General features: G+C 42.3%; 13 protein-coding genes and 1 tRNA gene. 1 reads left to right on the top strand and 13 read right to left on the bottom strand.

Annotated features, from left to right (window positions below):
* Window positions 1–9 precede the first annotated feature (9 nt).
* From typA to CST_RS07105, 9 genes are all read right to left on the bottom strand, one after another.
* A complete protein-coding gene (typA, locus tag CST_RS07070) occupies window positions 10–1,842 on the bottom strand; it encodes a translational GTPase TypA (protein ID WP_015359171.1) in 1,833 nt (610 codons plus the stop codon).
* Window positions 1,843–1,945: 103 nt separating this feature from the next.
* Entirely contained in the window at window positions 1,946–4,441 is a 2,496-nt protein-coding gene (locus CST_RS07075; RefSeq protein ID WP_015359172.1) for a transglutaminase TgpA family protein, read from the bottom strand.
* On the bottom strand, window positions 4,422–5,657 hold the full coding sequence (locus tag CST_RS07080) for a DUF58 domain-containing protein (RefSeq protein ID WP_015359173.1): 1,236 nt from the start codon (window positions 5,655–5,657) through the stop codon (window positions 4,422–4,424). Before CST_RS07080 ends, CST_RS07075 begins: the two co-directional genes overlap by 20 nt.
* An 87-nt stretch (window positions 5,658–5,744) precedes the next feature.
* Window positions 5,745–6,677: an AAA family ATPase gene (locus tag CST_RS07085; RefSeq protein ID WP_015359174.1), complete on the bottom strand. Its 933-nt coding sequence runs from the start codon at window positions 6,675–6,677 to the stop codon at window positions 5,745–5,747.
* Window positions 6,678–6,710: 33 nt separating this feature from the next.
* Window positions 6,711–8,099: a UDP-N-acetylmuramoyl-L-alanine--D-glutamate ligase gene (gene murD / locus CST_RS07090; RefSeq protein WP_015359175.1), complete on the bottom strand. Its 1,389-nt coding sequence runs from the start codon at window positions 8,097–8,099 to the stop codon at window positions 6,711–6,713.
* Window positions 8,100–8,235: 136 nt separating this feature from the next.
* Window positions 8,236–9,009 carry a tRNA threonylcarbamoyladenosine dehydratase gene (locus CST_RS07095; protein WP_015359176.1) on the bottom strand — a complete coding sequence of 258 codons (774 nt, stop codon included), beginning with the start codon at window positions 9,007–9,009 and terminating at the stop codon, window positions 8,236–8,238.
* Between the two features lie 36 nt (window positions 9,010–9,045).
* On the bottom strand, window positions 9,046–9,180 hold the full coding sequence (locus CST_RS13815; RefSeq protein ID WP_015359177.1) for a hypothetical protein: 135 nt from the start codon (window positions 9,178–9,180) through the stop codon (window positions 9,046–9,048).
* Window positions 9,181–9,388: 208 nt separating this feature from the next.
* Window positions 9,389–9,475, bottom strand: a tRNA-Leu gene (locus CST_RS07100).
* 76 nt (window positions 9,476–9,551) lie between these two features.
* Window positions 9,552–10,928 (bottom strand): MATE family efflux transporter, encoded by a 1,377-nt coding sequence (locus CST_RS07105; protein ID WP_015359178.1) that lies wholly within the window; start codon window positions 10,926–10,928, stop codon window positions 9,552–9,554.
* A gap of 290 nt (window positions 10,929–11,218) precedes the next feature.
* On the opposite strand from CST_RS07105, the gene CST_RS07110 reads away from it, so the two are divergent.
* Window positions 11,219–12,490 (top strand): M14 family metallopeptidase, encoded by a 1,272-nt coding sequence (locus CST_RS07110; protein ID WP_015359179.1) that lies wholly within the window; start codon window positions 11,219–11,221, stop codon window positions 12,488–12,490.
* A 68-nt stretch (window positions 12,491–12,558) separates the two neighbouring features.
* Here the strand turns inward: CST_RS07110 and CST_RS07115 are convergent, their stop codons facing one another.
* From CST_RS07115 to cmk, 4 genes are all read right to left on the bottom strand, one after another.
* A complete protein-coding gene (locus tag CST_RS07115) occupies window positions 12,559–13,350 on the bottom strand; it encodes a CheR family methyltransferase (protein ID WP_015359180.1) in 792 nt (263 codons plus the stop codon).
* 98 nt (window positions 13,351–13,448) lie between these two features.
* Entirely contained in the window at window positions 13,449–15,485 is a 2,037-nt protein-coding gene (locus tag CST_RS07120) for a bifunctional 4-hydroxy-3-methylbut-2-enyl diphosphate reductase/30S ribosomal protein S1 (RefSeq protein WP_015359181.1), read from the bottom strand.
* A gap of 27 nt (window positions 15,486–15,512) precedes the next feature.
* Window positions 15,513–16,040 carry a lysophospholipid acyltransferase family protein gene (locus CST_RS07125; RefSeq protein ID WP_242823530.1) on the bottom strand — a complete coding sequence of 176 codons (528 nt, stop codon included), beginning with the start codon at window positions 16,038–16,040 and terminating at the stop codon, window positions 15,513–15,515.
* A 60-nt stretch (window positions 16,041–16,100) separates the two neighbouring features.
* A complete protein-coding gene (gene cmk / locus CST_RS07130) occupies window positions 16,101–16,775 on the bottom strand; it encodes a (d)CMP kinase (protein WP_015359183.1) in 675 nt (224 codons plus the stop codon).
* Window positions 16,776–16,777 lie beyond the last annotated feature (2 nt).

Consider the following 16,777-nt stretch of genomic DNA (forward strand, 5'->3'; position numbering starts at 1 on the left):
TCCCTGCCATTAAGTATTCATTTTGTCCTTTTTCTTTTCTTTTGCCCTTAACTCGGCGTTAAGAATCTTCTTCCTCAGCCTGATGTGTTGCGGAGTTACTTCAATCAGTTCGTCATCAGCAATAAATTCAAGACATTCCTCAAGGCTTAAAACTTTCGGCGGAGTAAGCCTTAAAGCCTCGTCCGAACCCGCGGCACGCATGTTGGTAACATGCTTTTTCCTGCATACATTTACAACTATGTCATCCACCCTGTTGCTTTCCCCAACAACCATACCTTCATAAACCATCTCACCCGGTCCAATAAACAAAGTGCCACGCTCCTGAGCGTTATATAATCCGTAAGGCACTGCCTCGCCTGTTTCCGACGCAATCAGTGAACCGCGATCCCGGCTTCTTATTTCTCCCTTATATGGTTCATACCCATCAAAAACATGATTCATTATACCATTTCCCCTGGTTGTCGTCAAAAACCTGGAACGGAAGCCAATCAGACCCCGTGACGGCACTCTGAATTCAAGTCTGACAACACCCTGATTGGGTGGATGAATATTTACAATTTCACCCTTCCTTGCTCCCAGTTCTTCCATTACCGGCCCCATGTACTCCTCAGGCACATCAATAACAACGTACTCTACAGGCTCACACAGCACTCCGTCAATATATTTGGTGATAACCTCAGGCTTTGAAACCTGGAATTCATATCCTTCCCTGCGCATGGTTTCGATGAGAATGGAAAGGTGCAGTTCACCCCTGCCTGATACTTTGAAATTATCCGGTGAATCGGTTTCTTCAACCCTGAGGCTCAGGTTTGTTTCCAATTCCTTAAAAAGCCGTTCCCTCAAATGCCTTGACGTAACATACGCGCCTTCCTTGCCTGCAAAAGGACTGTTATTGACAAGGAACTGCATGGATATAGTGGGTTCTTCTATATCCACAAAGGGCAGCGGTTCAGGATGCTCTGCATCACAAACGGTATCTCCTATTGTTATATCTTCACATCCTGTAATGCATACTATTTCCCCAACTTCCGCCTTTTCAACATTCAGCCTTTTTAAACCGCGGAAAACCTGAATTGAGCTGATTTTAACGGGCTCTATCCTGCCGTCTTTTCTGCATACCACCACTCTGTCGCCTTCGGATATCGTTCCGCGTTCAATTTTTCCTATTGCAATTCTTCCCACGTAATCATCGTAATCTATGCTGGATATAAGAAGCTGAAAAGGCGCATCGGCATCTCCCTGCGGGGCGGGTATATAATTAAGAATTGTCTCAAAAAGCGGCCTTAAATCCTTTGAATCATCACCGAGGTTATAGTACGCAACCCCTTCGCGCCCTGAGGCATAAACCACGGGGAAATCCAGCTGCTCGTCACTTGCTTCAAGTTCAATAAAAAGGTCGAAAATTTCATCAATAACCTCGTTTGGCCGTGCTTCCTTTCGGTCTATCTTGTTTATAACGACAATCGGTTTTAAATTCATACCAAGCGCCTTTCTCAATACAAAGCGTGTCTGCGGCATAGGCCCTTCATAAGCGTCAACCAGCAAAAGCACGCCGTCAACCATCTTCAGGATTCGTTCCACTTCCCCGCCGAAATCCGCATGCCCCGGAGTGTCGACTATGTTTATACGCACTCCGTTGTATGAAATGGCGGTATTTTTCGACATTATTGTAATTCCTTTTTCTCGTTCAAGTTCGTTTGAATCCAAAACCCGTTCCTGAACCTTTTCGTTCACGCGGAAAATACCGCTCTGCTTAAGCATAGCATCAACCAGTGTTGTCTTACCGTGATCGACATGGGCTATAATGGCAATATTCCTTATATCACTGCGCACCTTATTCATTGTATTGCCTCACTCCTTAATTACTTTTCCCATTCTAAGTCAATGTATAAGGAAAAGTCAACAAAAAAGTGGCCGAATATTGCCTTTTTCGCCCAGATATTGTTTAACCTTTAAACAATATATACCTTATTAAAACCTTTTTTGCAAAATACATGCTTCGGCCTGTTTCTTTTTTCACTTCCGAAGCAAAGGAAAAAATTCGTTTCACTGTCTCTTTATCCACGTCACGCAAGCCAAAACGCACACCGTAATAAAGTTCGGTCATTTCAGACATATTCATGGATTTGAAATTATATCGCCTGTCAACCGCCGTTGCAAATTCTTTAGCAGTCTGTCCCGGCTGTATGGTGCTTCCTGCCTGCGAAAGATATGAAATAATCATGCGATATAACACTTGCGCCTTTTTTCGGGAGGGAATCAGGCGGAGTATTATCCCTCTGAAGAAAATGAACAATAAATTCGCCAGAAATATGAGGAGCACAAGCGCAAATACAGCGATAAGAACAATTTTTCCCGTCATTGCGGGAGTATCCGAAACTTCGGTTTTCTCATCAGGAATTACAATATTCGGCACAGTGGTGTCTTCCTCATACTCTTCAAATATCCCGGGAACATATCCCTCACTGCCTGTTGTCGCTTCTCTTAAATTTACATAATAATTCTGTGCATTTGCCATTGGCGGTGTGGGCTCAAACGTGACCCATCCCACTCCTTCCAGATATACCTCAACCCAGGCATGGGCATTCCGGTTTGTAACGTTATAAAACCGTTCGGTCGGGGGTTTTTCGGGCAATAAAAACCCTTCAACGTACCTTGAAGGTATCCCCGCCGCCCTTGTCATAACACATAGAGCACTGGCAAAGTACGAGCAATATCCCTCTTTCCCGTCAAACAGAAAATAATCTACAAAATCCCGATCTTCCGGAGGATATGACGGCGTAAGGGTGTAATTGTAATTTTCCCTTAAATATTTTTCAAGGCTTTTGACCTTTGCATAAGTTGTAGTACACGAGCGGGTAATGTTCTCAGCAAGCTTAATTACCCTTTCGGGTATTTCGTCGGGCAAACGTGTATAAATACGGTATACTTTCTCACTGTAACTTTCAAGTTCTTTGTATGTTTCAAGCATGCCTGACAGCTGCTGCATCACCTGTTCGTCCATTTCCCCGTTTTCGTTAATAAACTTTTTCAGGTATTCAATGAAGTCACTGTATAAACCCGGCCTGCTGAGATTGAAATAATTTTCCAGCTCCTTCATTCCGTAAGCAGGCTGTAGGTAGGAAAAATAATAAGAACTCCCGCCGCGAAGCCTTCTGTCCGACATAAATATGCCTTCAGGCGTTTCATTCAGATTGTAGGCTCCGTCCGGAAGCCCGGTAATTGGTACGAATAATTTCAGAGGCGTAAACAGTGTCTTTGTTCGCACCTGCAGATGCTGTACGGCGACTTTTTCTTCAGGGAAAAGTTTTGCCAGAACCTTCGGCCTTGTTCTTGTTTTCAGAAACTCAACGTATTCTTCGGCCGGAAGAGTGTCCCTTTTTAACGGCAGTTTCAGGTTAAGCAAAAACTCATCGTATTCTTCCGACGACACAATTCCCAAATCCGTCGCAGTTGCCTTCCATCCATAAGACAGTTCCGTGTGATCGTAAACCCTGTCTTCTGATAAATTTTCTCCGTCCCTTCCGGATTTCTCCCAGCCGGTGCCGGTGTAAACATCATAAACCGCTCCCCGCAAATAAACCCTTGTCGGTGCTTCTACGCGTAAAACGGGTATATCATTGGCATATACAGGTCCGCCCAGGCGGGACGGATTTCCAAAACCCGTTTCGGACAGCGAAAACTCATCATATCTGTCCACAGTCAGTTTTCTTTGCATATCCCACCAGAGATTGTATATCTTTCTGTCAAGCCATGGCCATTCTATCGGTTTTGGGCTTACGGGAATTAAAAACGCCAGAAGAACGGTTATGACCGCAACGGGAATAAAGTAAACAAAAATTTCATCCCGCACTGTTTCATCGTTTATCCGGCTTCTTTTAAGATTCATCAGATAAACGTGCTTTATGTAACATATTACCGCAACAGTGGCAAAAATAAAAAACGACAGCCTGTCCACGTCCCTGTTAAGTCCCCATACAACCATGAAAAAGGCAAGACCAGGTATAAACGCCTTATAAAACCTGAATTTTCTTACTAAAAACAGATAAACAGGCAAACCTACAATTAAGGAATACAATACCAGCGCCACCATGAGAAATGTATCAGACACTGTATTGTCATAATAACCCGTTCCAACCTGAATTATTACGTTAATCAGCACTGCAGCAGGCGCAAAAATTTCCGAAAGGTTTGAAATTCCGTTCCTGATAACAAGAAAAATCGCATAACAAGCGCCTAAGCCTGCCGATGTAAGAAAAACCGCTTTCCCCGGTTTTGTACTTATGAGAGAATAAAAAAGAACGGTTCCCGCCGCATAAAAAATCAGCTGCCAAGACCCGACCGGAACATGCATAGGAACAATTGTCGCCCTTATAACCGAAAAAATATACAGAACAGCGGTTAATGCAAGGGATAAGAAATCATAATACCGTTTCTTCATGAATGGTCCCTTCCCGTTCATATCGTCCGAACTTGGCCGCAACTGAAGGAGTTTTCAGCAAATTGACAGTCTTTATGCCAAGCTCCGGCAGTTCTTTTTCCAGGGTCCTTTTTATGTCATCTTTTATCGGGCTTTCCTCCACCTCGCAGTAAAACAGCGAAACATCATGACCGTTCGCGGTCATTTTCTGCAAAGCATCAAGCTGCTTTTCATCAACAAGCGGTGAAAAAATCATAACGCTTTGCCTTTCGGGAATACTGTCAATAAACATGGCCATAATATCACTGAAATCAGCCATCTGATCGAAACGCATAAAGGCCATAAATTCATAAAGCTGCATAAATCCGTTATCGCCTGAATATGTAAGACATATCTGTTCATTCCTGTAAAAACAGAGTTTTATATTAAACCCCGAACTGAGCAGTACCCTTGCGACAGAAATAAGAAATTCCACCGTTCTGTCTTCGGTCTTCAAAACCTCCTCGGCATCGCCGGACATTGCGGAAAGATTCAGAAGAACCCACACTTCCTTTTCCGAAGAGGCATTTGTTTCCTTTATCATCCATTTACTGAATTTCGAAGACAGTTTCCAGTGAATTTTTTTTAAACTGTCTCCGTACATGTAATCCCTGATGTCCTTGATTTCAGTATGGCCGACATCCTTATTCTGCGACAGGTACTCCCTTTCCGACACTCTTACATACGGAACATCCAGGTCCTCCACGGGAAGAATTCTGGGAAAAACACGGATCTGCTTTGTTTCCGACGGATAATATTTTACCGAGAACAGGTTAAGGAAATCCCTTATTTCTATGTGTGATATTCCAATTTTATATTTTCCTCTGTACAGAATCGGGACATTGAATTTAAACTCATGCACGCTGAAGGGCCTGAGAGTAAGATACTCGTTTTTCATTCCTTTTATCAGCATCTGCCCTTCCATGTGCATATACACGGTAAAGTAAGCAATGTAAAACGGCGTATTATTATATATTCTCAGAGTATAATCCAGAGTTTCGCCCTTCTGATATTCACGTTTTTCAATTCTCTCGGTATATTTAAACGTGTTGAAAACAATAAGAAGATAAATCACGGACATTACCGGGAGAAGCAAAACAATGTAAAGAAGGGTGTAGGGAAGGAATCCTCCGTCAAAATATATGTATACTAAGGACAGGACAAACAGTATCAAATAAGTTATTCTGCTTCTTTTCATAATACCGGTAATTCCTTCTGTATTTTTATGTATTTTTATATACACAGGATATGGGCAAAATATCCTGTAACGGTTTTTTACGCCCGTTCAAACCGGAACCCTGACGTCTTTAAGTAAATCCGAAAGTATGCTCTCGGCAGTCAGCTTTCTTATTTTGGCTTCCTGTTTCAGCACCATGCGGTGGGCAAGAACAGGTATCACAAGACTTTTGACATCATCAGGAATAACATAGTCCCTTCCGTTGTAAAGCGCAAGGGCCTGAGCCGCCCTCATCAGATAAAGGGATGCCCTCGGGCTGCATCCCAGCGCAACATGTTCCACTCGTCTTGTACTTTGCACTATTTCAACAATATATTCCCCGACCGACCTGTCCACATGGACATCCCTTACCTGCCTCTGAAGCTCTTTAACCTGCTCTCCGTCTGCCACGGGTTCAAGATTATTCAGCGGATTTTCGTTTTTAAAACGGTAAAGAATATCAACTTCATCCTCACTGCTGGGATAACCCATTGTAATTCTCATTAAAAACCTGTCAAGCTGGGCTTCAGGAAGGGGGTAAGTGCCCATATATTCCACCGGGTTTTGCGTGGCTATCACCATAAAAGGTTCGGGGACACTGTAAGTTACACCGTCCACCGTTACGTGCCTTTCCTCCATTACCTCCAGCATGCTGGCCTGTGTTTTCGGAGAAGTGCGGTTAATTTCGTCGGCCAGTATAATATTGCTCATTATGCTGCCCTGCTTGTATTCAAATTCGCCTGTTTTGGGATTGTACATCGAAAAACCTGTAATATCCGACGGCAAAATATCCGGCGTAAACTGTATCCTGTTAAAAGACACACCTATGGATTTCGCCAGAGCATTAGCCATGGTGGTTTTTCCAATCCCGGGAACATCCTCTATCAACACATGACCGCCTGCTGCAAGGCATACCACCATTAACTTTGCAGCCCCGCTCTGCCCAACCATCACTTTTCCTATATTTTCTGCTATGCCCTGCATTATGTTTTTTTTCTCCATCGCAAAACCCCCATTTTCCGGCTTCAGCACTTTTTATAAATGTCGGACTATTTCCTTAAAGTGGTTACCCCTTTCCATGAAGTTCGCATACATATCAAAACTTGCACTGGCCGGGGACAAAACAACAATATCCCCGCTCCGTGCGATCCCATAAGCTGCATTCACCGCTTCTTCCATATTTTTCACCCTGATAACCGGGACTGGTTCAATGTTTTCCTTTCTTGCAAAGTTCCTGTATGCCGTTTCAATTTTGTCTGCCGTATCGCCCATCAGTACCATGCATTTGACCTTCGCATGTATTGTTTCGGCAAGTTCATCATAAGATAGCTTTTTATCATACCCTCCGGCTATTAAAATAACCCTGTCCTTAAAAGACTTCAATGTGGCAGCCGTACGAGTGGGGCTTGAACCAATGGAATCATTATAAAAGGAAACACCGTTCACCGTGCGGACAAATTCAATTCTGTGTTCAACACCTGAGAAGGTTTTTGCCACATGTATAATGGATTCCCTGCTTACTTCAGGCATTACAGCCGATATAGCCGCAAGGCAGTTTTCAACGTTATGCATTCCCGGAAGTTTAATCTCTTCGATGGGAAGAATTTCGGTTTCGGTATTGTCTTCACGGTAGAAAATACGGTTTCCTTTGAGAAACGCTCCGCTGGTGCATTCTTCCTTTATGCTGAAAAGAAGGAGCTTTCCGTTGACTTCGGGTATGAAGCTCCTGGTTATCGCGTTGTCATAATTAAGCACAACTCTGTCGCTTTCGGTCTGATACCTGAATATGTTCTTTTTTGCATCAATATATTCTTCCATTGATTTATGTACATCAAGATGATTGGGGGTAATGTTGGTTATTACGGCCACATTCGGGCTGTTTTTCATTGTCATAAGCTGGAAACTTGAGAGTTCCAGAACAACCCTGTCATCACCGTCTATCTCTTCGATCCTGTCAATTAGCGGTGTTCCTATGTTTCCGCCAAGAAAACATCTATACCCCTCTTGTTTCAACATTTCGTAAATAAGCGTTGTTGTAGTGGTCTTTCCGTCGCTTCCGGTAACCGCATAGGTTTTTGCAGGGCATACTTCCATAAAAACTTCCATTTCGGACGTAAGTTCGGCTCCGTTTGCCAGTTCTCTCTGAATTTCCGGAATATCAAACCTCATTCCCGGTGTTCTGAATATAATGTCAAAACCCTTAAGATTTTCAAGGTATCCTTCGCCAAGGGAAAATTTAATTCCCATTTCCCTGTATTCTGAAATCATCGGGAAATTCTCTTCGCTTTTTCTGTCAAAAACAGTTACATCGGCTCCCCACTTTACTATTGTTTTGGCAAGAGGTCTGTTGCTGACACCAAAACCAAGCACTGCCGCTTTTTTACCTTTAATTTTCTTCTTAAAAGATTCCAGTTCCTTATTCAAAAATATTTCACCTGCCACTAAAAAAACGGTCCGTTGTCCAATCCATCACAAACCCTCAGATTTCATAATTCCATTATATAATAATTTATCTTAAGAAAACATATCTGTATAAAAAAAATAAAAGAAATTCGTGACATCATCCGTTTTGAGCGCCGGTTTGGCCAATCAAATCCTTTACCACTTCACCGGCAATAATAAGTCCTGCTACCGACGGGACAAAAGAAATACTTCCCGGTACCTGCCTGCGTATTGTACACTTGCGCGCAGTTCCTTTCGGACATACACAGCCGGTTCTGCAGCTGTTTTCTTCTGTCTCATGGGGAGTTACCGGTACTTCCTTCGAATAAACCACTTTCAATGAATCAATTCCTCGCTTTCTCAGTTCTCTCCTCATAACTTTTGCCAGCGGGCATATCGAAGTTTTGTATATATCGGTGACTTCAAATCTTGTGGGATCAAGTTTATTTCCCGCTCCCATCGCGCTAATAATCGGAATGTTCATTTTTTTCGCGCTGACAACCAAATCTATTTTCGCTGTAACGGTATCAACTGCATCAACGATGTAATCCTCGTCTCCCTGCAGAATTTCCTCTGCACAACCGGGCATGTAGAATTTCTGTATTGCCACCACTTCGGCTTTAGGATTTATTTCAAGGATTCTGTCGCGCATTACTTCAACCTTTGGTCTGCCAATTGTTTTTCTTGTCGCATGAATCTGCCGGTTTATGTTCGTAAGACAAATCAAATCGTCATCGACAAGAACAAACCTGCCGACACCCGCCCTTACAAGCCCTTCGGCGACAAAAGAACCCACTCCGCCGATTCCGAATATGGCAACCTTACTGTTTTTAAGTTTGTTTAATGCATCCTTTCCAATCAGAAGTTCAGTCCTGGAAAACTCGTGAAGCATATGTCAGACCCTTCTATGCATAATTTTAATCAAAATTCATAAAGACACTTTAAAATCCTTACCCGAATCCTTTCTCAGGTAAATCAAAGCTGCTGTAACCGCCGCTGCCGGAATGAGAATCGAAAGCACTATTAAAACTATTTTCCACCACTTGACTTTACCGTGATTCATAAATCCACCATCCTTTTGTTATATGACCCTAAAAACACCTTACAACCGATCGCGGCAAAAATTTTATCAGCACTTTCACTGTTAATTTTATCTTACCATAAACGGTTTAAATGCTGAATACATAATGTTGTTCTGCAAAAAAACGTAAATTTATTTTAATTTAATTAATGCAAAAAAGGCTTTCAGAAAACCTGAAAGCCTTTTTTTTTGGTGCGAAAGGTGGGACTTGAACCCACACGCCCTTGCGGGCACTAGAACCTGAATCTAGCGAGTCTGCCAATTCCACCACTTTCGCACGTTCCTTGCGACAAGGATTATTATAAAATGAATTATGGCATTTTGTCAATAGTGAAATGCAACTTTATATAAAATTAAACCGGCTGAATTTCCAATGCATTTTCCTTTTCCGCGACACGTTTTTTTATAAAAAAGTACGTCAAGAAGTGAATTGCAAATGTAACAAGCCACGATACAGGATAAGAAATATAAAGCATTGCAAGGTCACGATTCTTCGCAAAAACGAGGAATATCCATGAAATCCTTATACCGCATACCCCTATTATCGATACCAGCATCGGCATAAACGATTTTCCCATTCCTCTTATCATCCCCACCATAACATCCATCATTCCGCAAAGAAAATAGGTTTTTGTAATTATATTCAGCCTTATAAGGCCGTATTTTATAACTTCATCATCATGCGGGACATATATGCCCAAAAGCTGCCTGCCAAAAAGCAGCGCCACCATTCCCATTCCAAATCCGATGGTGAAAACAGTCAAAAGGCATATCCCAAGAATTCTGTTTATACGGTTGTATTTCTTTGCTCCTACATTCTGGCCTGTAAATGTAAGTGCCGTGTTGTAAATGGAATTCATTGCGGCATATATAAAGCCCTCAATGTTGGAAGCCGCGGAATTTCCTGCCATAACATCCGAACCGAATGAATTTACCGAAGACTGAATCAATACGTTGGAAATGGAAAATATTGTACCCTGAAGACCCGCAGGAATACCTATTTTTACCATTTCCCAAAGCATGTCACGGTAGACTTTTATGTCTTTCAGGAAAAGCCTGCACGGTCCGTTGAACTGAATAAGGCTTATGATTATCAATACTGCCGAAATAACCTGAGAAATAACCGTCGCCCATGCAACTCCCGCAACTCCCATATGAAAGACAATCACAAAAAAAAGATTAAGTACTACGTTGATTAACCCTGAAACAGACAGGAATATAAAAGGCCTTCTTGTGTCTCCTACAGCCCTAAGGATCGAGCTTCCGAAATTATATACCATCGAAGCCGGAATACCGACAAAATATATGCGCATATACAATGCCGCCTGATCCAGGACGTCCGCCGGAGTATCCATGGCCATCAAAAGCCTTTTTGCGGTACAAAATCCAAATACGCCCACCAAAATGCCGCTGATAATACTGGTGGCTATCGACGTATGTACGGCACGGCTTACGTTTTTCCAATCTCCGGCGCCGTAATACTGCGCCACGGTAACGCTTGTTCCCACCGACAGGCCCATAAAAAGGTTGACTATCAAATTTGTAAGCGAACCTGTGGACCCCACCGCAGCAAGAGCGGTACTTCCGGTAAAACGCCCCACTACTATGACATCGGCTGCGTTATATAACAGCTGCAGAATCCCTGATAAAATCATTGGAATTGAAAAAATAATAATTTTTCCGAGCAGAGGCCCGTTACACATGTCAATTTCGTAATTTTTCCTACGCAAGCTATTGCACCCTCTTAGATAAATTTATTTCAGGTTTCGACAAAAATAAAAACTTAGAGTATCATATATTTTTTTTAATTAAATTTCAAGTGGAAAATTTCACAGTGATTTAGGGCATTGTCATATTTAGCCATAACTTAACAGGCACTAAAAGTTTTAAAATGTTTAATTTATCCACATCACCAGTTCACATATTTTATCATATTACATTTTTTATACTATTCCCATGTAACAAAATAAGGCCAATTTAATATGATGTTATAGCAGTATTTTTCAGGGGTGGTTATATTATGGAAACCTTAAGACCGGGCTCGAGGGGTCCGTATGTGAAACTTGTTCAGAGCCTGCTTGCCAGAATTGGTTACAACCCCGGGCCAGTGGACGGTATATACGGGATCAACACCCAACGTGCAGTAACGGCTTTTCAAAGGAATAACGGTCTTACTCCCGACGGGATAGTCGGCCCTGTCACATGGAATTACTTTCAAAGTTTTCTCCGCGGTTACGACACATACACCATCCGTCCCGGTGATACTCTGTACAGAATTGCGCAAAGGTATTATACAACCGTAAATGCAATACTTACCGCAAACCCCGGCATAAATCCGCTGTATCTACGAGTCGGGCAGATAATCACCGTCCCCTACGGCATAGAGGTGGTGTTTACCGACATTGACTATACATATGAAATCCTGGAAATGGACATAGAAGGCCTTGAAGCAAGATACCCGTTTATTGAAACCGGAATTATCGGAAAAAGCGTACTGGGAAAAAACCTGTATTACATCAGGCTTGGAACGGGTCCCGTTGAAGTGCATTATAACGGGGCACATCATGCCCTTGAATGGATAACTGCGCCGCTTCTGATGAAGTTTGCCGAAAATTTCTGTCGCGCCTATGCTTCAGGTTATTCCATAAGGGGATATAATGTGAGGGAAATATGGAACCGCAGCAGCATTTATATTGTCCCGATGGTAAATCCCGACGGAGTTGATCTCGTGCTTGAAGGACTTAAGCCCGACAATCCGTATTACGAGCAGCTTCTTCAGTGGAACAGGACAGGTTTGCCCTTTTCACAGGTATGGCAGGCAAATATCAGGGGAACCGACTTAAACAGAAATTACCCTGCCAGCTGGCAGGATGCCAAGGCTCAGGAGGAAGCCTTCGGGATTTTCGGCCCCGGGCCCACCCGATATGGAGGACCTTCCCCTCTTTCCGAGCCTGAAACCCAGGCAATGGTAAATTTTACAAGACAGCACAATTTCAAGCTTGTAATTGCATACCACAGCCAGGGAGAAGTGATTTACTGGCTTTATAAAAACATGCAAATTCCGCGTGCCAGAGAAATAGGTGAAATTTTTGCCCGTGCAAGCGGCTACACTCTGTCGGAAACACCTTATGAAGCGGCTTATGCCGGTTACAAAGACTGGTTCATTGAGGAATTCCGCCGCCCCGGCTACACCATCGAAGTGGGCCTGGGAAGAAACCCGCTGCCAATTTCCCAGTTTAATTCAATTTATAGCAATAACGAGGAAATCATGCTCCTTGCTCCTATAATATAAACCTTTATTCAAATATCCGCTATTCACCTTCGTTTATTGAAATCCTTTTTCTATTTTTATTTTTTTATTTATATACTCTGAACTTTTTTATAGAAAAACGTATAAATTGGTTTGAAACCATATTTGTTTGCCCCGATTATTTGCTCGGTACTGCCCAAAAACAGTATTCCGTCGTCAGCAAGCGCACGGTTGAAATCGATATATATCTGCGACTTTGCCTCCTCGGTGAAATATATCAGCACATTGCGGCAGACAATCAGATCCATTCTCTTCGGATACGGATCCCTGAGAAGGTTTAACTGCCTGAATTCCACACATTTTTTTATATCGTCTGAAATTTTATATGTCTCTTCGCCGACACGGACAAAATACTTTTTCAGATATTCAGCAGGCAAATCCTTAACGCTTCTTGAAAGATATATTCCCTGCTTTGCTTTTTCAATTGCGTCCAAATCAATATCAGTGGCAAGTATTCTAATCTTCGACAGAGGGAAAAAATTACTCAGGATCATTACAATTGTATACGGTTCCTCACCAGTTGAACATGCGGAACTCCATATTCTTATATTCTCAATTGAACCCTTTTTTTTAACCAAATCCGGAATTATAATATTCTTCAGTATTTCCCACTGATTTGGATTCCTGTAAAATTCAGACACGTTAATGGTGAGATAGTTTATAAACGACTGATATAACTTATGATCCTTCAACGTTGTCCTGAAGAAATCCATAAAACTGGAAAAACCGTTTCTTTCAACAAGGGATGTCAGTCGCCTTTTCATCTGCTTTTCCTTGTATAAGTTCAGATCTATCCCCGAGTGCTCATAAAAAGCTTTCTTAAACTCTTCATAGTCGAACAACGGCATCACCTTAAGCTATATTTCTAATCATCCGAAACTGAAAGTAAACAAATAAGACCGGATAATCCGGTCTTATTAACTATATCGACAAAAATCGACTATTCTTTTATAAAATCTGCGATGGTGGTTTTCAATTCCTCAACGTGAGAAGTGGGAATATCTTCGGTATTTTCGGCAGCGGCCTCATTGTTATTTCCGCCTGCCCGTTTCGGATCCAGAGGCTCTACTTCCCGAATGCTGAGACTGATTTTCTTTAATTCGGGATTTACCTCAAGAACTTTCATTTTTACAACCTGACCAACCGAAAGCACTTCATCGGGTTTTGCCAAATGCACATTGGAAATTTGTGAGATGTGAACCAGGCCCTCAACACCCTCTTCCAGCTCAACAAAAGCACCAAAGGGTACAAGACGGATTATTTTCCCTTCCACCACATCTCCAACCGAATATTTCTTCTCAATATTGTACCACGGATTATCTTCGGGCCGCTTTAAGCTTAGGGATACCTTCTGCTTTTCCTTGTCAAAGCCTATAACCCTGGCTTTAACGGTCTGACCGACTTTCAGTATATCGGATGGTTTATTTACCTTTTTCCATGATAATTCAGAAATATGGACCAACCCGTCAACAGCACCGAGATCAATAAAAGCGCCGAAATTGGTAAGGCTTTTAACCGTTCCTGTATATTCTTTTCCTATTTCTATATTATTCCAGAACTCTTCAAGTTTTTGTGCCTTTTCTTTTTCCAGAACGTTTTTACGGGAACCGACTACTCTGCGTTTATTTTTCGACAACTCCAGTACTTCAAATTTCACTTTTTTATTCAGGAACTGATTCAAATCCTTTACGTACTGATCGGAAATCTGCGAAGCGGGTATAAACACACGGATACCTTTATAATTGGCCACCACACCGCCGTTTACCACTTCTTTTACAACCGCTTCAAGAGGCTTTTTTTCATTATAGGCTTTCTCAATCTCTTCCATCCCGTAAATAAGGTCAACTTTTCTCTTTGAAAGAGACACAGTTCCTTCCATATCGTTTACACGGGTTATATATACGAGGATTTCGTCCCCTTCTTTCAAATCCTTTTCAGGGTCAAAATCGGGATCATCCAGGAATTCTTCCAGCGGTATTGTTCCGTCCGACTTATACCCAAGGTCAACGAAAACCTCACTGGTATTGTAACCAATTATGCGACCTTTGACAATTTCACCTGCCCGCAGATCGCCTGTCTCCGATTCATAGGCCTCAAAAGCCTCTTTGAAAGACATTTCCTGTTCCTGATTCCTCAAATTTTCTTCCATTGTTTCAATAACCTCCCTGATTACCCAGTCAGGCGTAGAAGCCCCCGCGGTAATCCCAATAGTGTTGATATTCTTTATATCCAATGGGGGTAAATCCGCCACTGTTTCGATCTTAAAGGTCAACGGGCAGTTCTCTGAACATATTTCAAACAGTTTTTGCGTATTGGAGCTGTTTTTGCCGCCAATAACAATCATCATGTCAACCGTTCCGGAGATTTCGCGAGCTTCCCGTTGCCGCACTTCAGTCGCATTACATATTGTATCAAATTTCTGGGTATTTGCAAACTTTTTCTTTACAGCTTCATAAATCCCGTCAAACTTTTCCTGTTTCATTGTGGTCTGGGCAAAAACACATATAGGACCGGAAATGTCAGGTAACAAATCCACTTCCTCAATACTGGAAACCACGTACGCCCTGTTGTCGCACCATCCGTTGACGCCTATTATTTCCGGATGATTTCTGTCTCCGACTATTATGATTGTGCAACCCTCCGCATGTTTTTGCCTGACCAGTTTATGTATTCTTTTCACATATGGACAAGTGGCATCATGTATAATAACATTTCTTTTTTTTAACTCATTGTATACGGCCTCACCAATGCCGTGGGCGCGTATAATTACATGCTCGCCTTCCTTCAGTTCGTCCGGACTTTCGACAACCTTTACGCCCCTTTGCGCAAGCTCTTCCATTACCTGTCTGTTGTGAATTATTTCTCCCAACGTGCTTGTGTTTCCCGGATTCTCTTCCGATATCCGAAATGCAAGTTTCACGGCGTTGTCAACACCAAAACAAAATCCCGCGGTTTTTGCCACTATAAATTCAGCCATTTGCAGGTTCCTCCAAAAACAATGCCTTTATTCATTTTCCAGCGAATATATTTTTTCCATAAGCGCATCAGCCATATTCTGCAAATCCTCCTTAGTTGGTTTTCCTTCTCTGTTCCATTGAACTTTATACGGTTTTCCATACACCACTTTCATTTTTGAAAATATTCTGTAATTTCCGAATATACCGACAGGAAGAATGAGTGCACCTGATTCAAGCGCAAACAGCACTGCGCCGTTTTTCGGCCTTACTCTTTTTTTAACCTTCTTATATCTCGTTCCTTCCGGGAATATTCCCACCGCCTTGCCTTCACTTAAAAGATTGAGGGTTGTCTTTGCCGCATTAACATCGCCGTGCCCGCGGTTTACCGGAAATGCACCGAGGGCCTTAATTATGGAATTTAACACCGGAATTCTGAACAGCTCTTTTTTGGCCATAAAATAAATTTTTCTCGGCATTCGGTGGGCAAACAAAAACATGTCCAGAAGACTTATATGATTACAGCATACTATTAACGGCCCGTTTTCAGGTACATTTTCAAGCCCCTTATATTCCACCCTGAAAAAAACAGAGAAAAAAATCCTGCATAAAAACGCCAAAAAATTGTAGAACATATTTCACAGCCTCGATTTTATAATATTAAGAACCACTTTTGCCGCTTCTTCCAAAGAAAACCCGGTCGTATCCAGTAAAATTGCGTCATCGGCTTTTTTCAGAGGTGAATGTGACCTGGTGCTGTCGTTTATGTCCCTGTATTCCATTTCTTTTTTTAGTTCTTCAAAAGTCTGTTTCAGCATACCCTTTTCCCTTAGTTCCTCATACCTTCTTTTTGCCCTTTCTTCTATTGAAGCGGTAAGGAATATTTTTACATCGGCATTCGGCAGCACATGTGTTCCTATATCCCTGCCGTCCATTACAACACTGTTTTCTTTTGCAATTTTCTGCTGCAGTTCAACCATTTTTTCCCTGACTGCGGGATTAACGGCTACATTGGACGACCCTACCGTAACAGCCGGCGTGCGTATTTCTTCGGTAACATCTTCTCCGTCAAGCAGTACTTTCTGAGCCCCGTTTTCATAAACAATCCTGAGATCTATATCCTTTACCATTTCGGCCAAAGCATCGCCGTCTTTTGTATCAATTCCCGACTTTATCGCTTTCAGCGCCACCGCACGGTACATCGCCCCGGTATCCAGGTACATGATACCCAATTTTTTGGCAACAATCTTCGCCATTGTACTTTTTCCGGCTCCCGAAGGGCCGTCTATTGCTATTTGTATATGTTTTCTCACAT

Source organism: Thermoclostridium stercorarium subsp. stercorarium DSM 8532 (assembly GCF_000331995.1).
GTDB lineage: Bacteria > Bacillota > Clostridia > DSM-8532 > DSM-8532 > Thermoclostridium > Thermoclostridium stercorarium.